Genomic DNA, 19,395 nt, shown 5'->3' on the forward strand with positions numbered 1-19,395 from the left:
CAGTTTTTACAATATGTCGAATGCAGATCAACTGGAGTGAGACAATGAAACCAGACGTCACACCGTTCTTTGACGAAACCACGTGCACAGCGTCCTTCGTTGTGATCGATCCCGAGACCAAGCATTGCGCTATCGTCGATTCCGTATTGGATTTCGACTATTCCTCGGGCCGGACCAGCTTTCAATCCGCAGATGAAATCATCGACTATGTACGCAGCAACGACCTGACCGTCGACTGGATACTGGAAACGCACGTTCACGCCGACCATCTGAGTGCCGCTCCGTACTTGCAGGACAAGCTGGGCGGAAAGATCGGCATCGGTGAGAAGATCACAGTTGTTCAGAACACATTCGGAAAGATCTTCAACGCCGGAACGGAATTCCAGCGCGATGGCAGCCAGTTCGACAAACTGTTTGTAGAAGGGGACACGTTCAACGTCGGCACCATCCAGGCCTTTGTGTTGCACACACCGGGCCACACGCCGGCCTGCCTGACCTATGTGATTGGCGATGCGGCGTTTGTCGGCGACACGCTCTTCATGCCTGATTTCGGAACGGCGCGCGCGGATTTCCCCGGCGGGTCCGCAGAGACACTGTATGCCTCGATCCAAAAGCTGTTCACATTGCCGGATGAGACGCGTGTCTTTGTCGGCCACGACTACAAGGCTCCGGGGCGCGAAACTTATGCATGGGAAACGACCATTGCCGCCGAAAAAGAGCTGAACAAACATGTCGGGCAAGGGCGCAGCGCGGCGGAGTTTGTCGCTTTGCGAAACAAGCGCGATTCTGAGCTGCCGATGCCCAAGCTGATCCTGCCATCGCTGCAGGTGAACATGCGCGCAGGTCAAATGCCGCCGACTGAGGATGACGGCAACACATATCTCAAGGTTCCCGTGAACAAGCTCTGAGCGATGAGTGACCTTAGCTACGCGTACAGCAACGTCGTGTGCCGGATCATCGGATCAGGCACCGCCGTCCGTTTCGCGGGCAAGAGGTGCGTCATCGAAGATTGCAGGCCCGTTGCCGCGATGACCGACGGTTTGAGCCGCAATTACTGGCTGGAATGAGGTCTGCGATGCGTTCGCGTTTTTTGCCCATCTTGAACTGGGCCCCAAGTTACAGCCGCGACGCACTGGCCGCAGATGCTGTTGCGGCTGTGATTGTCACCATCATGTTGATCCCGCAGTCTCTGGCCTATGCCCTTCTTGCCGGGCTGCCACCGGAAATCGGATTGTATGCGTCAATTGCGCCGTTGGTCATCTACACAGTATTCGGCACGTCAATGACCTTGGCCGTGGGGCCCGTGGCGGTGGCCTCGCTCATGACGGCCTCAGCAGTCGGGGAACTCGCCGTTCGGGGCACCCCGGAATATCTTGGGGCTGCGATCGTTCTGGCCCTGATCTCTGGTCTTATCTTGATCGCAATGGGGATCGCGAAACTGGGTTTCCTCGCAAATTTTCTGAGCCATCCGGTGATCTCGGGCTTTATCACCGCCAGTGCATTGATCATCGCCCTTGGGCAAATGAAACATGTTCTTGGCATCAGCATCGAGGGCCACAACGTTGTCCAGCAGGCGAAAAGCGCTATTGCAGGTGCCGCGGAAGCGAATTTTGCAACGCTGGCAATCGGCGCGCTGGTTATCGGGTTCCTGATTTGGGCGCGCCGTGCCCTGACACCGGCGCTGGTCCGTCTCGGCATCCCCGCGAAACTTGCAGGCAGCCTGTCCAAGGCTGCCCCGGTTGTCGCCGTGGTTGCAACAACACTTGCGGTTTGGGCGTTCGGGTTACAACAGTCCGGTGTTTCCGTTGTCGGAGACATACCACGTGGGCTACCGCGTCCGGCCTTGCCCGGTTTCGACGTTGAACTGTGGGGCACCCTGCTTGTGCCGGCGCTGATGATCGGAATTGTCGGCTATGTCGAAACGATCTCGGTCGCACAGACGCTGGCGGCCAAACGGCGCGAACGGATCGACCCCGACCAGGAACTTGTGGCCCTTGGGGCGGCCAATGTCGGGTCCGCCGTGTCCGGCGGGTTTCCGGTCACCGGAGGGTTTTCGCGATCTGTCGTGAACTTTGATGCCGGTGCGCGAACGCCCGGGGCAGGGGCGTTAACGGCAATTGGGATTGCCTGTGCGACGATTTTTCTGACCCCGTTCCTCTACTACCTGCCCAAGGCCACGCTGGCCGGGACAATCATTGTGGCCGTTCTGTCGCTGATCGATGTCGGGGCGATCCGGCGCACATGGTCTTATTCCAAGTCAGATTTCGCGGCGATGTTGGGCACAATCGGCGGGACGCTGGCGCTAGGGGTCGAAATCGGAATTGCAATCGGTGTTTTGTCGTCATTGGTTCTGTTTCTGGACCGCACCGCACGTCCGCATGTGGCCGTTGTCGGGCGGGTTCCGGGAACCGAGCATTACAGGAACATCAAACGTCATCAGGTGGAACTGACGCCGGGTGTTTTGTCGGTCCGCGTTGATGAAAGCCTTTATTTTCCCAACGCGCGGTTTCTTGAGGACACGATCAATGATCTGGTCTCTCTGAATACGGACATCCGGGACGTCGTCCTGATGTGCCCGGCCGTCAATTTCATCGACGCGTCCGCGCTGGAAAGCCTTGAGCAAATCTGCCACCGGCTGAACGATGCCGGGATCAGGTTGCATCTGAGCGAGGTAAAGGGCCCGGTTATGGACCGGCTGAAGCGAACAGATTTCATTCAGCATTTGTCCGGCCAGGTGTTCCTCAGCCAGTACGAAGCCGATTGCGCACTACAGAAAAGCCGCCCCCCGGGTTCGGTACCCTAGCGCTCGGCGGTCAAAGACCACCCGGTTACAAGTTGCCGGAGCCCAAGTGCGGCACCGGCAAAGATTGCCGCAAACGTGACCGGCGCGCTGTAGGCCAGCAGGGAGAAGGCTGAAATGCCCTGTCCCACACTGCACCCAACGGCAATAATCGCTCCGGGACCCATGATTGCGGCACCCAGCATCTGCCGCTTGAGTTCGCGCGGGTCCTCGCAGGCTTCCCAGCGGAAATGGCCTTTGGACCAGGACCCGAGAAACGCCCCGATCAGCACTCCGGCGACCGACCCAACCGCGAAGGACAAGGTGGTCCCTGATGCGGTCATCAGATAAAACATCGTGTCGCCCAGTGGTGCTGCAAAGGTGTGGGTTTGTACCGGTTCGCCGTCAAACCCGTGTGTAGCGACCCAACTGGTGCCGACCCAGCCCGACACGATGGCCAGACCAACCGCGCCACCCCACAGAACCTGCGCAGGCGCTTTTCGAAACCTGTCGCTGGCTAGTGCGAACACAATCAAGGCAGCTCCGATCAGTAAGCCTGTCACTTCCAGGGGAAAGGAGCTGATACGTTCGACGAGGAAACTGATGCTTTGCGGCTGGCTCAGATCCATTTCGACCGGAAACAGCCAGACCCTGAAATAGGCCAAAGGCCCTGACATGGCGACATATGCGGACAATCCCAGGGTCAGGACGATGACGAAGGAACGGAGGTCGCCGCCGCCCAGGCGTGCCAGGGCGCCGTAACCGCAGTTTCCGCTGATTGCCATGCCGTAACCGAACATCAGCCCGCCGATGATCGATCCGAGCGGGTTCCAGGATTGGGCGAGATACGCGGTGCCTGTCGCGTCCAGCCAACCGACTGCGATGGCGATGTGGCACCCAATGATCGAAACCCCAATCGCAACGGCCCACATGCGCAAGCGACGATCATCATTCGCGTAGAGATAATCCTCGATCGCGCCTAGGGTGCAAAACCGGCCAATACGTGCGGCAAGGCCAAGCACTATTCCCCCAACCAATCCAATCAGCGCGACGGAATTGGCGTCCCCCAAATACTCGAACATGGCCAGTCTCCTCCCAAAGCTGGCAGCGTCACACCCGGTCGCTTAGTCTTCCCGACAGAACAGGTCGTAGACGACCTCAAGGATCTGTGTCGACCGGTCATCGGCAAGCCGGTAGTAGATCGTTTTGCCCTCACGTCGCGTCTTGACCAAACCCTCAAAACGCAGTCGCGACAGTTGCTGTGACACCGCAGCCTGACGCGCCGACAGCATTTCCTCCATCTGGGTTACTGACTTTTCGCCCGACGATAAATAGCACAGGATCATGAGCCTTCCCTCATGGCTGATCGCCTTGAGGAAATTCGACGCTTTCTGGGCGTTTTCCATCATCCTGTCCAGATCCTCGGCACACAGATCCTTTGAGAACACAGGCAGCTTTGCAGGTTGTTCCAACAAGTTCGCCTCACTTTCGGCTTCACGTATTCAAAACATTTTATGTAATTTACCGCGATTTAGCCAGAGTTCTCGAGAGCTATCCCTGCGTCATCCAGCAGCACACCCAGCAAACCCCAGAAAAAGTCCTCGCCCGGATACCCTTCGATCCGACCCACCTCGCGGCCGTCGTCCAGCAGGACGAAAGTCGGAGTGAAATGCAGCGGCCGAACCAGAGTGACGCCTTCGGGTGTGGGATCATGAATGTCCACGCGGCGCAGCGGTGCTGTGCGTCCTTCGGGTGTCTTGGGGTAGATTTCGGAAATCTCGCTGTCCCAGCGCGCGCACCAGATGCAGCCGTCTTCTTCGGCCATCAGCAGGGTCATTTCCGCCTTTGACGCCACGGGCAAGACATAAACCGCCACAGCGAACAAAAGTGATAGGAGGGGACGCATTGCAGGCTCCGATTGACTGTGGCTATACACTTCAATATTTTTGAATGTGTGAATAATAGCGTGCAAGGACGGGTTTGACCATGCTCGACATAACACTTGCTGGGGCATTGATCGCCGGGCTCTTGTCCTTCCTGTCGCCATGCATCCTGCCGATTGTCCCGTTTTACCTCAGTTATCTGGCGGGTGTCGGGATGGGACAGATTTCGGCAGAGGCAAAGATACCGGCCCATATACGGCGCAGGGCAACACTATCCGCCCTGGCTTTTGCGGCCGGGATTATAACGATCTTTATGGCCCTTGGCGCGACCGCGTCGGTGTTTGGACAACTGGTTCGGGAGTATTTTGACGTTCTTCGCTGGATCGCCGCCGCGATCATTATCGCGATGGGGCTACATTTTCTGGGTGTGATCCGAATCGGAATTCTGTATCGGCAGTTGCGCGCAGATGTAGGGGACACTTCCGGTGTCGGTCTGACCGGCGCCTACATTCTGGGACTGGCCTTTGCCTTTGGGTGGACACCCTGTGTCGGGCCGGTCCTCGCGGCCATTCTATTTACGGCGGCTGGGACGGAAACCGCCCTACGCGGGGCTTGGCTGTTGTTTGTGTACGGGGTCGGAATGACCGCGCCTTTTGTGCTGGCCGCATTCCTTGTGGGACCGTTTATGCGGTGGATGGCGCATTTCAGAAAACATCTGGGCAGGATCGAAAAGGCGATGGGCGGGCTGTTGATTCTGTTTGGGGTTCTGATTGCCACCAATTCGATGAACCAGGTGGCGCAGTGGATGCTGGACTACATGCCATGGATGGCAACGATTGGCTGAACAGGGAGGGAGACATGAAAAAAGTGATTGCGTTGTTGACGGCCGGGTTGGTCGCCGGGTTCGCCTCGGCTGCCGAGCTCGGTGATGATGGTCTGCATAAAACGCCATGGATGCGTGACACGTTCAAAGACCTGCGCGAGGACCTGGACGAGGCGACTGCGGAAGGCAAAAGGTTGGTTCTCTTCATCGAACAGCAGGGCTGCATCTATTGCCAGAAAATGCATGAAGAGGTTTTCCCGCAGCCCGATCTATCGGACTATATCGAAGAGAATTTCTTTGTCGTTCAATTGGACCTTCACGGCAGCACAACGGCTGTCGATACCGATGGGGAAGAGGCCGAACAACGGGCCTTGGCGCGGAAATGGGGGATTCTGTTTACGCCCACCCTGGTGTTTCTGCCAAAAAACGTGCCGGACGATGCCACGGCAGTCGAAGCCGCCGTTGCCGTGATGCCCGGAGCGTTTTCCAAGAGCACGACCATGGACCTGTTTACCTGGGTGCGCGAAGAACGGTACGCGCTTGAAAACGGTGAGGATTTTCAGCGGTATCACGCGCGCCGCATTCAAGAGCGTAACAATGCTTCGTCTGATTGATCAGCCCTGAAACAAATAAAAAAATTCACAAAGATGAATTTAATGTTGCGACTGGTCCGCTTCGTGGACTACTGTACACAAAGGCTTTGGATCGCCGCGCTCTGGGCGCGGCTGCGACTGGGAGGGATCATGAAGCTACTAAATCTGACATTGGTTTGTGCGCTGGCAGGAGGAGCCGCCGCTGCAGGCAGCACGGAGCCAAAAGATGTTAAGTTCGATGACTACGGTGCAATCGAGATATCTCTGACAGGTACAGCCGGTGATCCGGCGAATGGTGCGCTCATCGTCGGTGAAAAATCCAAGGGCAATTGCGTGGCCTGTCATGAGGTCACGGCGCTTGCGGATATTCCGTTTCATGGCGAGGTCGGCCCGATGTTGGACGGGGCCGGCGACCGTTGGACCGAAGCGGAGTTACGGGGTCTGGTTGCAAACGCCAAGGTCACTTTCGAAGGCACCGTAATGCCCGCGTTCTACAAGGATGATGGTTATGTCCGCCCGGGCGATGCCTACACGGGCAAAGCGCCTTCCGGCCCGCTGAGCACAATTCTGACGGCACAGGAAATCGAAGACGTGGTCGCGTTTCTGGCGACCCTGAAAGAGCAATAGTCGCGCGCTAGGGCGCGATCACATACGGATTCAAAGGAGATTGAAAATGGAGCTTTCTCGTCGCGAGACTCTGGCCCTGGGCCTGGGTGCTGCGGTTTTGGCATTGATGCCGTTTCGCGCAAATGCGGCTGCCGAGGACGCGATTTCAGCGTTCACGGGCGGTGCGGACATGGCCGATGGTGGCGTGACTCTGACCGCACCGGAAATCGCCGAAAACGGCAATACCGTTCCAATCGAAGTCAGCGCTCCGGGGGCCGTGTCGATCCTGATTGTGGCAGCCGGAAACCCCGAGCCGGGTGTCGCGACCTTCAACTTTGGGCCACTGGCTGCCGATCAGGCTGCGTCGACCCGCATTCGTCTTGCCGGAACGCAGGATGTCATCGCGGTGGCCAAGATGGCGGATGGCAGTTTTGCCAAGGCCTCGGCAACCGTAAAAGTCACAATCGGCGGCTGCGGCGGCTGATCGCCCCGCACCCTGAAGAACAGGAGATCACCCAATGGCATCCGGTGTAAAACCCCGCGTCAAGGTTCCAAAGACAGCCGCCGCTGGCGAAACAATCACGATCAAGACTCTGATCAGCCACAAGATGGAAAGCGGTCAGCGCAAGGACAAAGAAGGCAACGTCATTCCACGTTCGATCATCAACCGTTTTACCTGCGAGTTTAACGGAGAGCTGGTTGTGGACGTGACGCTGGAACCCGCGATTTCGACCAATCCCTATTTCCAGTTCGAGGCCACCGTGCCCGAAGCCGGTGAGTTTGTCTTCACCTGGTATGACGACGACGGGTCCGTCTACGACACCACGAAATCGATCGAGATCGCCTGACGGCTCGACCGCTAAGGCAGATCAGCGCCCGTTGCAAAGGCGGGCGCTGGTCCACCAAGGGAGGAACGCAATGAATAACAAAATACTTTCGGCGGTCGCGGCACTTTTGGCCGTTCCCGCAGTGTCGTTTGCCGGGCCGGACGAAGACAACCTTGTCATCAATGAGGAACTCGAGATGGTTTCGGTGACCAAGGCGCCGGACCATGTTGAAAGCTTTGACACGATCTATTCGGGTTGGCATTTCCGCACCGACGAAACGCAGGCCCTGCAGATCGACGATTTTGATAACCCCGCAATGATCTTTGTGGATCAGGGCGCCGATGCTTTTGAAACCGTGGACGGTGCGGCGGGCAACAGTTGCTCATCCTGCCACGATGGGGTCGAAAGCTTTGAAGGCCTGCAGGCTTCGATGCCCAAGGTCGATGCCGAAAGCGGCAAACTTGTCGTGATGGAAGATCTGATCAACACTTGCCGGACCGAGCGTATGGAGGCCGAACCCTGGAAATGGTCGGGCGCCGACATGCAGGCCATGGTCGCGCTGATTGGGCTTCAGTCACGCGGTATGCCAATGAATGTGGCAATCGACGGTCCGGCTGCACCGTATTGGGAGCAGGGCAAAGAAATGTACTACACCCGTTATGGCCAGCTAGAACTGAGCTGCGCGAATTGCCACGAAGAAAACTGGGGCAACATGATCCGGGCCGACCATTTGAGCCAGGGCATGGTGAATGGGTTCCCAACCTACCGTTTGAAACAGGCAAAGCTCATCTCGCGGCACAACCGGTTCCGCGGCTGCATTCGTGATACGCGCGCGGAAACCTTTGCCGAGGGATCCGACGAGTTCCGTGCGCTGGAACTTTATGTCGCTTCGCGTGGCAACGGCCTTTCTGTCGAAACACCTGCAGTACGGCAGTAATACTGAACCCGCGCCCCGTAAACTGGGCGTGGGTAGCTCGCAACCTTAATATTCACACATTTAGATGTGAATTTAGAGAGACGATAGATGATTTCGAGACGTGATTTTCTTCAGGTGTCCATGGCGGCTTCGGCCCTGTATGGATCGTCCGGTTTTGGTAATTGGGCCCGGCTGGCGGCACAGCAGAGCCTGACCCAGGATCAGTTGCTGGAGTTTGAGACCTTCGGCAATATCAGCCTGATCCATATCACGGACATCCACGCGCAGCTCAAACCCATCTACTTTCGCGAACCCGAAGTGAACCTTGGCATCGGCGACGCGCGGGGTCAGATGCCGCATGTGACAGGTGCGGCGTTTCGCAAGGCCTATGGGATCGAGGATGGCAGCCCGTCCGCCTATGCGTTGACCTACGATGATTTCGCGTCGCTGGCCAAGACATATGGCCGCGTCGGCGGGCTGGACCGGGTTTCGACTGTCATCAACGCAATTCGTGCCGACCGGCCCGACGCCTTGCTGTTGGATGGCGGGGACACGTGGCACGGGTCCTACACCTGCTATCAGACTGCCGGCCAGGACATGGTCAATGTCATGAACGCGCTTAAACCCGATGCGATGACCTTTCACTGGGAATTCACACTGGGCAGCGACCGGGTCAACGAAATCGTCGACGGGCTGCCTTACGCGGCTCTCGGCCAGAATATCTTTGATGCGGAATGGGATGAACCGGCGGAGCTGTTCAAGCCATACAAATTCTTTGATCGCGGCGGCGCAAAGGTTGCCGTCATCGGTCAGGCCTTTCCTTACATGCCGATCGCGAATCCCGGTTGGATGTTCCCCGAATACTCGTTTGGGATACGCGATGAGAACATGCAGGCGATGGTGGACGAAGTCCGCGATGCCGGCGCAGATGTGGTCGTGGTCCTTAGCCATAACGGCTTTGACGTGGACAAGAAAATGGCCGGACGCGTGCAAGGGATCGACGTGATCCTGAGCGGCCATACCCATGACGCACTGCCCGAGCCGGTTCTGGTCGGCCAGACACATATCATCGCCTCCGGGTCCAACGGGAAATTCGTCAGCCGCGTCGATCTGGACGTGCGCGACGGGCAGATGATGGGTCTCAGACACAAGCTGATCCCGATCTTTTCGGATGTGATTGCGCCGGACCCCGCGATCACCGCCCTTATCAATGAACAGCGCGCACCTTATGAGGCGGTCCTGACCGAGGTCATCGGGAAGACCGACTCGTTGCTCTATCGCCGGGGAAACTTCAACGGCACCTGGGATGACCTGATCTGCGATGCGTTGCTGAGCGAGCGGGACGCTGAGATCGCCATGTCACCGGGCGTGCGCTGGGGGCCGTCGGTCCTGCCGGGTCAGAACATCACGCGCGAGGACATCTGGAACGTCACCTCGATGACCTATCCGAATGCCTACCGCACTGAAATGACCGGGGAATTCATCCATGTCATTCTCGAAGACGTTGGTGACAACCTGTTCAACCCTGATCCCTACTACCAGCAGGGCGGCGATATGGTGCGCGTCGGCGGTCTAGGATTCCAGATCGACGTGACCAAGCCGCAGGGCCAGCGGATCAGCAACATGACGCTGCTCAAAACCGGCGAGGCGATTGACCCGGCCAGGACCTATGTCGTGGCCGGCTGGGCCAGTGTCAACGAAGGCACCGAAGGTCCGCCGATCTGGGAGGTTGTCGAAAATCACATCCGCAACCAGGGCACCGTGACTATTGAACAGAACACCTCGGTCGAGGTTGTCGGAGCCTGATGCAGAGACCTGAGACGGACCATGGAACATAAAACGAGATTTGCTGATCGAGCAATGGAGGCAAACCAGATGAGTGAAAGCCCCAAAGGAAACGCGCCCTCGCGCCGCCAGTTTCTGAGTGGCGCAGCCGCCGTCGGAGTCGGGGCCGTTGGCGCAAGTGCTGCCCGCGCCGCCGGACCTGATCCGCTGATAACACAGGTGCAGGAATGGGCGCAGGCAACCGGCGAAGGCGTGGACGCCACGCCATACGGTCTGCCGATCCAGTTCGAAAACGATGTCGTGCGCCGCAATGTGGAATGGCTGACGGCGGATACGATCAGTTCGATCAACTTCACCCCGATCCATGCGCTGGACGGAACGATCACGCCGCAAGGGTGCGCGTTTGAGCGCCACCATTCCGGGGCTATTGAACTGAGCAAGGCGGATTACAGGCTGATGATCAACGGCCTCGTCGACACGCCACTTGTCTTCACCTACGAAGATCTTGAGCGGTTCCCGCGGGAAAACCGGGTGTATTTCTGTGAATGTGCCGCCAACACCGGCATGGAGTGGGCAGGCGCGCAACTCAATGGCGCGCAGTTCACCCATGGCATGATCCACAATATGGAGTATTCCGGCGTCCCGCTGCGCGCTTTGCTGGAAGAAGCAGGCGTTAAGCCGGAGGGGAAATGGGTTTATGTCGAGGGTGCGGATGCATCCTCAAACGGGCGCTCGATCCCGTTGGAAAAGGCGCTGGATGACGTATTGGTCGCGTTCAAGGCCAATGGCGAGGCCCTGCGCAAGGAACACGGCTACCCCGTCCGTCTGGTTGTTCCCGGCTGGGAAGGCAACATGTGGGTCAAATGGCTGCGTCGTGTCGAAGTCACTGAGATGGCGATCGAAAGTCGGGAAGAGACGTCCAAGTACACGGATACGCTTGAGGATGGCACGTCGCGCAAATGGACCTGGGTCATGGACGCCAAGTCTGTGGTCACCTCTCCCAGCCCGCAGGCACCGATCACCCATGGACCGGGACCGCTGGTGATCACCGGCCTGGCTTGGTCTGGCCGCGGCGCGATCACCGGTGTCGACGTGTCGGTGGATGGTGGAAAGAACTGGATGCCAGCGCGTCTGGCCGCACCGGGGACCGACAAGGCGCTGACGCGGTTCTATCTGGATCACAATTGGGACGGGTCCGAGATGCTGTTGCAGGCGCGCGCCAAGGACTCGACCGGTTACGTACAACCCAGCAAGGCGCAGCTGCGCGACGTGCGCGGTGAGAACTCGATTTACCACAACAATTGCATCCAGACCTGGTGGATCAAGGAAAACGGAGAGGCGGAAAATGTCGAAGTATCATAAGCTGGCTGTCGCCTCGGCTTTGGGGTTTTGCATGGCCGCGCCGGCCTTTGCGGAAAAGATGGGGCTCGGCCGCCCCGCCTTGCCCGAGGAAATCGCGGCCTGGGATCTGGATGTCGCCCCGGATGGAACCGGATTGCCGGAAGGATCAGGTGACGTGTTCACCGGAGAAGAGGTGTTTGCCGACTATTGCGCCGTCTGCCATGGCGACTTTGCCGAAGGCGTGGGCAACTGGCCCAAGCTGGCCGGGGGGCAGGGCACGCTTGCGGACAAGGACCCGTTGAAGACCGTGGGGTCTTACTGGCCTTACCTGTCAACGGTCTGGGATTACGTAAACCGATCCATGCCGTTTGGCGATGCACAGTCTCTTGAACCGGACGAGGTCTATGCGATTGTGGCCTACATTCTGTATTCCAATGACATTGTGGATGATGAGTTCACACTGTCGCAAGACAACTTCCTGGATGTCGAACTGCCCAATGCCGATGGCTTTGTCCTAGATGACCGCGAGACCGCCGAGGCGCATTTCTGGACCGACGAGCCCTGCATGTCGGACTGCAAAGACAGCGTTGAAATCACGATGCGCGCGGCCGTCTTGGACGTGACACCCGAGGAGGCCGACGCCTCAGGCACCGATACACAACCAGTTACACAGGAAGAGGCCAAGGCAACGGTCGAAGAGGCAGCTGTGGACGTGGCGACGCTCGACCCGGAACTGCTGGAAGACGGTGAAAAGGTATTCAACAAATGCAAGGCCTGCCATCAGGTCGGCGAAGGGGCAAAGGATCGCACCGGCCCGGCCCTGAATGGCATCATCGGGGCCAATGCGGGCGCGGTGGAAGGCTTCAAGTACTCAAAAGCCATGAAAGCCGCAGCCGAAGAGGGCCTGGTCTGGACCCACGAGGAAATGGCGGCCTTCCTGGCAAAGCCCAAGGCTTACATGAGAGGCACTCGGATGTCGTTTGCCGGGCTTAAGGAACAGGATGATATCGAGGCCGTGATCGTCTATCTCCGGTCCTTCGGAAGCTGATCATGCACCGGCTGACCCGTATAGCGGTTGTTTTGGTCGCGGGGGCGCTGGCTTCGGTGTCCAACGCGGCCGAAGACCTCGGGGACGCAGAGGCCGGAAAAGCGGTGTTCGAAAAATGCAAGGGGTGCCATCAGGTTGGGTCCAGGGCGCAAAACACAATCGGTCCGCACCTGAACGGGGTGTTCGGGCGCAAAGCTGCGGGGCTGGAAGAGTTCAAGTACTCAAAAAGCCTTGTCCGTGCCGGAAACTCGGGCCTGGAATGGCACGCGGACACTCTGTCGGCCTATATCGAGAACCCGCGGGCCTTTGCCTCGGGAACCCGCATGAGTTTTCGCGGTCTCAAAGACCCCGAGGACCGGGCAAACGTTATCGCGTTTCTGCGCGTGTATTCTGACAACCCGCGCGACATCCCCGAAGCGGATCCAACTGCAAGAGGTACGGACCATTCCATTGATCCTGAGATTCTGGCCATTCAAGGAGATCCTGAATACGGCGCCTATCTCAGCAGCGAATGTACGACATGCCACCAGATCGAAGGCAATGACGACGGCATCCCGTCTATCGTCTACTGGCCTGACGAGGATTTTGTTGTCGCCATGCACGCCTACAAGGAAAAACAGCGCCGGCACCCGGTCATGCAGATGATTGCCGGACGTCTGAGCAATGACGAGATCGCGGCACTGGCCGCCTACTTCAACAATCCAGAGTGACAGAGCAATAGGGGAGGATACGCCATGACACTCAACAGACGCACATTCTTGGGCACCGCCGGAGTATTGGCGGCAGGGTTATCGGCGCCGATGGTTCTGGCGCAAGGCAAGCCCCGGGTCGTTGTCGTCGGCGGCGGGGCAGGCGGGGCAACCGCTGCGCGCTACATCGCCAAGGACAGCAAGGGCGAGATCGGCGTTACGCTGATCGAACCTACGCGGACCTACTACACCTGCTTCTTCTCGAACCTCTACATGGGCGGGTTCCAGACCCTGTCTGACATTGCCCACAGCTATGGCAAACTGGCGGCGGATTACGGCGTCAATGTCGTACATGATTGGGCCGTCGGTGTGGATCGCGACGCCAAAACGGTGGCACTGGCCGGCGGTGGTTCTGTGCCGTACGACAAGCTCATCCTCAGCCCCGGCATCGACTTTGTGGATGGGGCCGTCGAAGGCTGGGATGTTTCGGCACAGAACAAAATGCCCCATGCCTACAAGGCCGGGTCTCAGACCGAGCTGCTCAAGGCGCAGGTCATGGCCATGCCCGAAGGGGGCACCTTTGCCATGGTCGCACCGCCGAACCCGTTTCGCTGCCCTCCAGGGCCTTACGAACGCGTATCGATGGTGGCGCACGTGCTGAAAGAGAATAATCCGACGGCCAAGATCATCGTGGCTGACCCGAAACCGAAGTTTTCCAAGATGGCCCTGTTCCAGGAGGGCTGGGCGAACCATTACGAAGGCATGGTCGACTGGATCGGCGAAGAGTTTGGCGGCGGTGCGGTGTCGGTTAACCCGGATGCGATGACCGTGACCATCGACGGTGAAGAGACCAAGGTCGATGTCTGCAACGTGATCCCGGCGATGAAAGCGGGCCACATTGCCGAAATGGCGGGTGTGACAGACGGGAACTGGGCACCGGTGAATGCCGCTGACATGTCCTCGAAAGCGGACCCGGATATCTATGTTCTCGGCGATGCCAGCCAGCAGGGCGATATGCCCAAATCGGGCTTTTCGGCCAATAGCCAGGCAAAGGTTTGCGCGAATGCCGTTCGCGGAGCATTGACCGGGTCCAAGGTGTTCCCGGCCAAGTTCTCGAACACCTGCTGGTCGCTGATCGAAACCAACGACGGTGTCAAGGTGGGTGCGACCTACGAAGCCACGCCCGAAAAGATCGCCAAAGTGGATGGGTTTATCAGCCAGACCGGCGAAGACGCAGATCTGCGAAAGGCGACTTACGAAGAGTCCCTTGGCTGGTACGCGGGTATCACCTCGGACATGTTTGGATAGGGTCGGCGGGGGCGTTGGCTGGAGTCGAGGCCCCGCCGCCAATGCGAGAGACTGCCGGCAAAAAAGGAGAAAAAGGCTATGAAACAGTATCTTGTGGCAACCGCAATCTCAGTGACCTTGGCAGGACAGGTCCTTGCGGAAGACATCGTGACGGTACCTTTCGACGGCAGCTTTGACGATGCCACCTTTGCCGTAGAATCCGCGATTGTGGGGCAGGGTCTGGTGATCGACTACGTCAGCCACGTTGGCGAAATGCTGAACCGCACCGGTGCCGATGTTGGCAGCGACAAGCAGATTTTTTCGGCCGCGGATATCTTCATCTTCTGCTCTGCCAAAATCTCGCGTCAGGTGATGGAAGCGGACCCGATGAACATTGGGTACTGCCCTTACGGAATCTTTGTCGCCGAAGATGAAAACGGTGTTCAAATCGGCTACCGCTCTTACCCCGAAGGTCCCATGGATGCGGTCGAGACGTTGCTGTCAGGCATCGTCGCCGAGGCGGCTGGAAACTGAGATGGACTACCAGTCGTTTTTCCGCAGCGAGTTGGAGGAACTCAAGCAGGACGGGAACTACCGGGTCTTTGCGGACTTGGAACGACAGTGTGGCCGTTTCCCAGCCGCGCAGCATCACACGGGACACGGGCCGGACAGAGTCACCGTGTGGTGTTCAAACGACTATCTAGGCATGGGGCAGCACCCCAAGGTTCTGGAAGCCATGCACGCTGCCATAGATCGGTGCGGGTCCGGTGCCGGGGGCACGCGTAACATTTCCGGCACGACCCATGACCATGTCCTGCTGGAACACGAGCTTGCGGACCTGCACGGCAAGGAGGCGGCCTTGTTGTTCACGTCGGGCTATGTGTCCAACTGGGCTGCGTTGGGAACGCTGGCGTCTCGCATACCCGGCATCACTGTCCTGTCCGACGAATTGAACCATGCCTCCATGATCGAAGGCATCCGGCACAGCCGGTGTCCTAAGCGGATCTGGAGGCATAACGATCTTGCAGACCTTGAACGGCAACTTGCTGCATTGCCTGCAAACGCGCCAAAGCTGATCGCCTTTGAAAGCGTATATTCGATGGATGGCGACATCGCACCGATCGCCGAGATTTGCGACCTGGCGGATGCGTACGGTGCGATGACTTATTTGGATGAGGTGCACGCGGTTGGGCTGTACGGTTCCCGCGGGGGCGGCATTGCCGAACGCGAAGGTGTCATGAACCGCCTGACTGTCATCCAGGGAACGCTGGGCAAAGCCTTTGGCGTCGTCGGCGGCTACATCGCAGCATCAGTCGAGCTTGTTGATTTTGTTCGCTCTTTTGCGAGCGGGTTCATCTTTACGACGGCCTTGCCGCCTGCGGTGGCGGCAGGTGCTGCAGCGTCTGTCAGGCACCTGAAGCAAAGCGGTTTGGAAAGAGAACTGCACAAGAGGCGTGTCAAACAGGTCCGAAACAGGCTGGATGAGCTTGGTATTCCGCACGTTCCCAATCCAAGTCACATCATTCCGGTTATTGTCGGCGATCCGGTCAAATGCCGCTTCATCTCGGATGTTCTGATGCGGGATTATGGGCTTTACATCCAGCCGATCAACTACCCGACCGTTCCCAAAGGGACTGAGCGATTGCGTATCACACCGTCCCCCGTGCATTCGCACGAAGATATCGAACATCTCGTGTCTGCGTTGGGCGACTTGTGGACCCAGTGTCGGCTTGCGCGCCGTCCAATGGCCGCCCAGTGACGCATTGACCAAAGGCAAGGACTTTCAGGCGATGAGGTGAGATTTTCGGAAGATGGAGGTTCTCATCGACCGGTTTGGAGACAATGGTGCCCTGGCCCTTGCCGGGGTGCTGGTTGGTGTCTTTTTCGGCGCCGCAGCCCAAAGATCACATTTCTGTCTGAGAGCAGCGACCGTAGAAGTTGCACAAGGCGAGCTTGGCCCGCGATTGGCGGTGTGGCTGGTTGCCTTTTCATCGGCTTTGTCGCTTGTTCAGGGCACGATCTTTCTTGGTTGGCTGGACGTGTCCGAAAGCCGCGCAATCGCTTCGGTCGGAAGCATCAGCGGTGCGCTGATCGGCGGGGCGATGTTTGGCGTCGGGATGGTGTTGGCACGCGGATGCGCGTCCCGTTTGCTGGTACTTGCGTCATGCGGAAACCTGCGGGCCTTGGTGGCCGGTCTGGTGCTCACACTTGTCGCGCAGGCGGCGTTCACCGGCGTTTTGAGCCCCGTGCGTGAAAGAGTTGCGGCGCTTTGGACCGTGCCCGGAGGACCGACGCGCGATCTGTCTGAAATACTTGGTCTTTCCACCGCCTCCTATGCTGTGTTGGCCCTCTTGGGGCTGGTGCTGTGCGTCATGTTCGCTGTCCGAAGAGGCGTGCCGGCATTCAAAATTGCCGCATCCGGCGGGGTTGGTGCTGCAGTCGCGCTGGGATGGGTTATGACATTCTCGATTGCGCAGGCGTCATTCGAGGTCGTTCCGGTATCCTCGGTCACGTTCACCGGACCGTCCACCGATACATTGATGGCCTTGGTGGCTGAACGGGGTGTGGCCCTGTCTTTCGGGATCGGACTGGTGCCGGGCGTCGCAATGGGGGCCGCTGTCTCTGCCCTCGTGTCCGGCGAATGGCGGATCGAAAGGTTTGGTCCGAACACGCCAATGGAACGCTACCTGATTGGCGCTGTGTTGATGGGTTTCGGGGCCATGTTGGCAGGAGGCTGCGCAGTGGGCGCAGGATTGTCCGGCGGATCGGCCCTGTCGATGACAGCGTGGCTGGCCGTTTTTTCGATGTGGATTGGCGCGATGTCCACGCACAGGTTGCTGACGCGATTGCCGCTTGCGCAAGGATCCTGAATTACTCGAATTCCATCTGTTCGAATACACGCCCGGCATTCTTGGTCGACAACTCCTCGAACGTGTCCAGATGTGCATAGGGGGACTGATCCACGTAGTATGCCTGGGCAAGATCCCCTCCGGCATCCATATGGTCCTGAACCTTGCCGCGGAGGTAGATCAGGTAGTCGCGCGTGTACCGCCGAACCTGGTCCATATTGGTCGGGTGTCCATGGCCCGGAATAACATACGTGGCCCCCAGGGGTTCAAACGCGGACTCCCAGGTTTCCAGCCAGTCTGCGGTATATGTGTCCTGAAAGATCGGCAGCATACGCTCGTGAAAGGCCATGTCGCCCGCGATGACAAGGCCCTGGTTGGGAAGCCAGATGGAGATGTCTCCGGGGCTGTGCGCAGGGCCGAGGTATTTGGCTTCGATGCGATAGTCGCCCATCTCGACGACATATTCGTCTTCGAACGTCTCCGTCGGGCTTGCCAGAACCGTGCCCTTGGCCTTGTCACGGTTGTATGTTTGCATCCCTTGCAGAATCTGCGCCCCGTATTCCTCGAACTCAGCGGCCGCATCGGAATGGGCCACAATCGGCACGCCGAGTTCCGACCAATAGGCATTGCCAAGCATCGCATGCCCCTGACCGTTTTCGTTGAACACCAGCTTGACCGGTTGATCGGTGATCGCCTGGATTTCTGTGTGCAAGGCTTGGGCGAGCAGATAGGCCGCACCCCCGTTGATCACAACGACGCCCTCTCCGGTCACGATGAAACTTAGGTTGTTGTTGTGGCCCGAGTTTTCATAGGTCGGCGGCGCCGTGGCCCCGATGGCAGAGTAGACCCCGGGGATGAATTCAACGGGTTTGGAATATAGAACACTGTCCGGATATTGATCCGGAATGTCTTCGCTGGCCCAGGCGGGTAGGGCCAGTGTCGCTGCCAGAAAAGTTGTGCGGATCATAATGGCTCTCCGATAAACCTGTATGCGGTGTCTTTTCTCTCCACGCGCCCAAACCCTCCGTTCGGGAGATGAAAACCAACCAGTCTTGTCTGTTCCGAAGCGAGTTGGTCCAACAAGGAGGCCCGGGTCGCCGCCGCAGTATCCGGATCCTGATCGGTCCCGCTGTGCCAATCCGGGCGTTCAAAGGCAACATGCGGATTTCCCAATGCGTCGCCGACAACCATAACCGTGTCGTGTCCCTGACCCAATTCAAAGGCCATGTGCCCCGGTGTATGCCCATGGGTTGCGCGCGCCGCCACGCCCGGCAGAATTTCCTGCCCATCGTCAAAAAACTCGACCCGATCCTCGATCGCTTCCATGCGCCGCTTGGCTCCGACGGCAAAGGACGCCCTATCTGCGCCGATTGCATCGACGGTGTTTGGATCCCACCAATAGTCCCATTCGACCTTGCTAAAGTAATGGCCGGCATTGGGAAAAAGCGGTTCGTCAAAATCGTCCAGCACGCCCCAGATGTGATCCGGATGAGCATGTGTGAACACGATGTCCGTCACGTCCTCAGGGGACACGCCAATCAAATCAAGCGAGGCAGGCAACTGGCCAGCCGTTGCCATGAAGTCCGGTCCAGCTCCGACGTCGAACAGAACGGTTCTGTCCGCGTCGCGATACAGGGTCACGTTGCACGCTGGTTCATACCTGTCCGCGTCGATCTTGTGTCGAGACAGGAGTGCCCCGAGCTCGTCCGACGGCATGGCGCCGAAAACCATTTCGCGTGGAAGGCTGAGATGTCCGTCAGATAAGGTCGAGACACTGGCATCCGGGCCAAGTTGAACTTCTGCCCATAAGGGTCGTGGCGTTGCCGCCAAGACGGCGCAAGACGCGCTGTAGGTCAGAAAAGCTCGGCGGTTCAACGGCCGTGAAAGCATTGATTTTCTCATTATAAATTCATGCAATAGAATGTGTTTATGTGTCAAGGTGCCCGATTTTAATCTGCCGACTTTTTGC

General features: G+C 58.4%; 22 protein-coding genes. 17 read left to right on the plus strand and 5 right to left on the minus strand.

The features are described 5' to 3' along the window. Nucleotides 1-44 precede the first annotated feature (44 nt). The 3 genes from ACR3E0_RS07685 to ACR3E0_RS07695 are packed head-to-tail and all read left to right on the plus strand — an operon-like array spanning nucleotide 45 to nucleotide 2,803. Complete coding sequence (locus tag ACR3E0_RS07685; protein WP_480477742.1) at nucleotides 45-908, plus strand: MBL fold metallo-hydrolase; 864 nt, start codon at nucleotides 45-47, stop codon at nucleotides 906-908. Nucleotides 909-911: 3 nt separating this feature from the next. Continuing rightward, nucleotides 912-1,067 (plus strand): hypothetical protein, encoded by a 156-nt coding sequence (locus tag ACR3E0_RS07690; RefSeq protein ID WP_480477744.1) that lies wholly within the window; start codon nucleotides 912-914, stop codon nucleotides 1,065-1,067. Nucleotides 1,068-1,075: 8 nt separating this feature from the next. After that, nucleotides 1,076-2,803: a SulP family inorganic anion transporter gene (locus ACR3E0_RS07695; RefSeq protein ID WP_480477746.1), complete on the plus strand. Its 1,728-nt coding sequence runs from the start codon at nucleotides 1,076-1,078 to the stop codon at nucleotides 2,801-2,803. Here the strand turns inward: ACR3E0_RS07695 and ACR3E0_RS07700 are convergent. The 3 genes from ACR3E0_RS07700 to ACR3E0_RS07710 all read right to left on the minus strand — a co-directional run bounded on the left by ACR3E0_RS07700 (nucleotide 2,800) and on the right by ACR3E0_RS07710 (nucleotide 4,685). Then, nucleotides 2,800-3,861, minus strand: a complete 1,062-nt coding sequence (locus tag ACR3E0_RS07700) for a YeeE/YedE family protein (RefSeq protein WP_480477748.1) — start codon at nucleotides 3,859-3,861, stop codon at nucleotides 2,800-2,802. The genes ACR3E0_RS07695 and ACR3E0_RS07700 overlap by 4 nt on opposite strands. Before the next feature lie 42 nt (nucleotides 3,862-3,903). Next, on the minus strand, nucleotides 3,904-4,188 hold the full coding sequence (locus ACR3E0_RS07705; protein WP_480480976.1) for a metalloregulator ArsR/SmtB family transcription factor: 285 nt from the start codon (nucleotides 4,186-4,188) through the stop codon (nucleotides 3,904-3,906). 122 nt (nucleotides 4,189-4,310) lie between these two features. Beyond that, entirely contained in the window at nucleotides 4,311-4,685 is a 375-nt protein-coding gene (locus tag ACR3E0_RS07710; protein ID WP_480477750.1) for a hypothetical protein, read from the minus strand. Nucleotides 4,686-4,765: 80 nt separating this feature from the next. Here ACR3E0_RS07710 and ACR3E0_RS07715 point away from each other — a divergent pair, with 80 nt between their 5' ends. From ACR3E0_RS07715 to ACR3E0_RS07780, 14 genes are all read left to right on the plus strand, one after another. Further along, entirely contained in the window at nucleotides 4,766-5,506 is a 741-nt protein-coding gene (locus ACR3E0_RS07715; RefSeq protein ID WP_480477752.1) for a cytochrome c biogenesis CcdA family protein, read from the plus strand. Between the two features lie 14 nt (nucleotides 5,507-5,520). Continuing rightward, the gene (locus ACR3E0_RS07720) at nucleotides 5,521-6,099 is read left to right on the plus strand and encodes a thioredoxin family protein (RefSeq protein WP_480477754.1); all 579 of its coding nucleotides are present in this window, start codon (nucleotides 5,521-5,523) and stop codon (nucleotides 6,097-6,099) included. Nucleotides 6,100-6,228: 129 nt separating this feature from the next. Then, nucleotides 6,229-6,705, plus strand: coding sequence for a sulfur oxidation c-type cytochrome SoxX (gene soxX, locus ACR3E0_RS07725; protein ID WP_480480978.1), 477 nt, complete (start codon nucleotides 6,229-6,231; stop codon nucleotides 6,703-6,705). A 46-nt stretch (nucleotides 6,706-6,751) separates the two neighbouring features. Beyond that, the gene (gene soxY / locus ACR3E0_RS07730; RefSeq protein ID WP_480477756.1) at nucleotides 6,752-7,168 is read left to right on the plus strand and encodes a thiosulfate oxidation carrier protein SoxY; all 417 of its coding nucleotides are present in this window, start codon (nucleotides 6,752-6,754) and stop codon (nucleotides 7,166-7,168) included. A gap of 34 nt (nucleotides 7,169-7,202) precedes the next feature. Continuing rightward, nucleotides 7,203-7,532 (plus strand): thiosulfate oxidation carrier complex protein SoxZ, encoded by a 330-nt coding sequence (soxZ, locus tag ACR3E0_RS07735; protein WP_480477758.1) that lies wholly within the window; start codon nucleotides 7,203-7,205, stop codon nucleotides 7,530-7,532. A gap of 70 nt (nucleotides 7,533-7,602) precedes the next feature. After that, nucleotides 7,603-8,448 (plus strand): sulfur oxidation c-type cytochrome SoxA, encoded by an 846-nt coding sequence (gene soxA / locus ACR3E0_RS07740; RefSeq protein ID WP_480477760.1) that lies wholly within the window; start codon nucleotides 7,603-7,605, stop codon nucleotides 8,446-8,448. An 87-nt stretch (nucleotides 8,449-8,535) separates the two neighbouring features. After that, nucleotides 8,536-10,233, plus strand: a complete 1,698-nt coding sequence (soxB, locus tag ACR3E0_RS07745) for a thiosulfohydrolase SoxB (protein WP_480477762.1) — start codon at nucleotides 8,536-8,538, stop codon at nucleotides 10,231-10,233. 69 nt (nucleotides 10,234-10,302) lie between these two features. Beyond that, nucleotides 10,303-11,574 (plus strand): sulfite dehydrogenase, encoded by a 1,272-nt coding sequence (gene soxC, locus ACR3E0_RS07750; RefSeq protein ID WP_480477764.1) that lies wholly within the window; start codon nucleotides 10,303-10,305, stop codon nucleotides 11,572-11,574. Continuing rightward, complete coding sequence (locus ACR3E0_RS07755; RefSeq protein ID WP_480477766.1) at nucleotides 11,558-12,601, plus strand: c-type cytochrome; 1,044 nt, start codon at nucleotides 11,558-11,560, stop codon at nucleotides 12,599-12,601. The genes soxC and ACR3E0_RS07755 overlap by 17 nt, the downstream gene beginning before the upstream one ends. Before the next feature lie 2 nt (nucleotides 12,602-12,603). After that, nucleotides 12,604-13,311 carry a c-type cytochrome gene (locus ACR3E0_RS07760; protein ID WP_480477768.1) on the plus strand — a complete coding sequence of 236 codons (708 nt, stop codon included), beginning with the start codon at nucleotides 12,604-12,606 and terminating at the stop codon, nucleotides 13,309-13,311. A gap of 24 nt (nucleotides 13,312-13,335) precedes the next feature. Beyond that, on the plus strand, nucleotides 13,336-14,598 hold the full coding sequence (locus ACR3E0_RS07765; protein ID WP_480477770.1) for an FCSD flavin-binding domain-containing protein: 1,263 nt from the start codon (nucleotides 13,336-13,338) through the stop codon (nucleotides 14,596-14,598). 78 nt (nucleotides 14,599-14,676) lie between these two features. Continuing rightward, nucleotides 14,677-15,111: a DUF302 domain-containing protein gene (locus ACR3E0_RS07770; protein WP_480477771.1), complete on the plus strand. Its 435-nt coding sequence runs from the start codon at nucleotides 14,677-14,679 to the stop codon at nucleotides 15,109-15,111. 1 nt (nucleotide 15,112) lies between these two features. Beyond that, a complete protein-coding gene (gene hemA / locus ACR3E0_RS07775) occupies nucleotides 15,113-16,336 on the plus strand; it encodes a 5-aminolevulinate synthase (RefSeq protein ID WP_480477773.1) in 1,224 nt (407 codons plus the stop codon). 52 nt (nucleotides 16,337-16,388) lie between these two features. Beyond that, nucleotides 16,389-17,447, plus strand: coding sequence for a YeeE/YedE family protein (locus ACR3E0_RS07780; RefSeq protein WP_480477775.1), 1,059 nt, complete (start codon nucleotides 16,389-16,391; stop codon nucleotides 17,445-17,447). Nucleotide 17,448: 1 nt separating this feature from the next. Here the strand turns inward: ACR3E0_RS07780 and ACR3E0_RS07785 are convergent, their stop codons facing one another. Together ACR3E0_RS07785 and ACR3E0_RS07790 are read right to left on the minus strand one after the other, a co-directional pair. Then, on the minus strand, nucleotides 17,449-18,393 hold the full coding sequence (locus ACR3E0_RS07785) for an MBL fold metallo-hydrolase (protein WP_480477777.1): 945 nt from the start codon (nucleotides 18,391-18,393) through the stop codon (nucleotides 17,449-17,451). Then, nucleotides 18,390-19,316 carry an MBL fold metallo-hydrolase gene (locus ACR3E0_RS07790; protein WP_480477779.1) on the minus strand — a complete coding sequence of 309 codons (927 nt, stop codon included), beginning with the start codon at nucleotides 19,314-19,316 and terminating at the stop codon, nucleotides 18,390-18,392. Before ACR3E0_RS07790 ends, ACR3E0_RS07785 begins: the two co-directional genes overlap by 4 nt. Nucleotides 19,317-19,395 lie beyond the last annotated feature (79 nt).

The sequence above is a fragment of the Ruegeria sp. AJ12 genome, assembly GCF_056536245.1.

Excerpts from the sequence above, each read along its gene's own strand:
- ACR3E0_RS07715 (WP_480477752.1), top strand. The coding sequence starts at position 4,766 with ATGCTCGACATAACACTTGCTGGGGCATTGATCGCCGGGCTCTTGTCC.
- ACR3E0_RS07695 (WP_480477746.1), top strand. The coding sequence starts at position 1,076 with ATGCGTTCGCGTTTTTTGCCCATCTTGAACTGGGCCCCAAGTTACAGC.
- soxB (WP_480477762.1), top strand. The coding sequence starts at position 8,536 with ATGATTTCGAGACGTGATTTTCTTCAGGTGTCCATGGCGGCTTCGGCC.
- ACR3E0_RS07705 (WP_480480976.1), bottom strand. The coding sequence starts at position 4,188 with ATGATGGAAAACGCCCAGAAAGCGTCGAATTTCCTCAAGGCGATCAGC.
- ACR3E0_RS07710 (WP_480477750.1), bottom strand. The coding sequence starts at position 4,685 with ATGCGTCCCCTCCTATCACTTTTGTTCGCTGTGGCGGTTTATGTCTTG.
- ACR3E0_RS07790 (WP_480477779.1), bottom strand. The coding sequence starts at position 19,316 with ATGCTTTCACGGCCGTTGAACCGCCGAGCTTTTCTGACCTACAGCGCG.
- ACR3E0_RS07760 (WP_480477768.1), top strand. The coding sequence starts at position 12,604 with ATGCACCGGCTGACCCGTATAGCGGTTGTTTTGGTCGCGGGGGCGCTG.
- ACR3E0_RS07720 (WP_480477754.1), top strand. The coding sequence starts at position 5,521 with ATGAAAAAAGTGATTGCGTTGTTGACGGCCGGGTTGGTCGCCGGGTTC.
- ACR3E0_RS07755 (WP_480477766.1), top strand. The coding sequence starts at position 11,558 with ATGTCGAAGTATCATAAGCTGGCTGTCGCCTCGGCTTTGGGGTTTTGC.
- ACR3E0_RS07765 (WP_480477770.1), top strand. The coding sequence starts at position 13,336 with ATGACACTCAACAGACGCACATTCTTGGGCACCGCCGGAGTATTGGCG.
- ACR3E0_RS07685 (WP_480477742.1), top strand. The coding sequence starts at position 45 with ATGAAACCAGACGTCACACCGTTCTTTGACGAAACCACGTGCACAGCG.
- ACR3E0_RS07770 (WP_480477771.1), top strand. The coding sequence starts at position 14,677 with ATGAAACAGTATCTTGTGGCAACCGCAATCTCAGTGACCTTGGCAGGA.
- soxZ (WP_480477758.1), top strand. The coding sequence starts at position 7,203 with ATGGCATCCGGTGTAAAACCCCGCGTCAAGGTTCCAAAGACAGCCGCC.
- soxA (WP_480477760.1), top strand. The coding sequence starts at position 7,603 with ATGAATAACAAAATACTTTCGGCGGTCGCGGCACTTTTGGCCGTTCCC.
- soxY (WP_480477756.1), top strand. The coding sequence starts at position 6,752 with ATGGAGCTTTCTCGTCGCGAGACTCTGGCCCTGGGCCTGGGTGCTGCG.
- ACR3E0_RS07780 (WP_480477775.1), top strand. The coding sequence starts at position 16,389 with ATGGAGGTTCTCATCGACCGGTTTGGAGACAATGGTGCCCTGGCCCTT.
- ACR3E0_RS07785 (WP_480477777.1), bottom strand. The coding sequence starts at position 18,393 with ATGATCCGCACAACTTTTCTGGCAGCGACACTGGCCCTACCCGCCTGG.
- soxX (WP_480480978.1), top strand. The coding sequence starts at position 6,229 with ATGAAGCTACTAAATCTGACATTGGTTTGTGCGCTGGCAGGAGGAGCC.
- ACR3E0_RS07700 (WP_480477748.1), bottom strand. The coding sequence starts at position 3,861 with ATGTTCGAGTATTTGGGGGACGCCAATTCCGTCGCGCTGATTGGATTG.
- soxC (WP_480477764.1), top strand. The coding sequence starts at position 10,303 with ATGAGTGAAAGCCCCAAAGGAAACGCGCCCTCGCGCCGCCAGTTTCTG.
- ACR3E0_RS07690 (WP_480477744.1), top strand. The coding sequence starts at position 912 with ATGAGTGACCTTAGCTACGCGTACAGCAACGTCGTGTGCCGGATCATC.
- hemA (WP_480477773.1), top strand. The coding sequence starts at position 15,113 with ATGGACTACCAGTCGTTTTTCCGCAGCGAGTTGGAGGAACTCAAGCAG.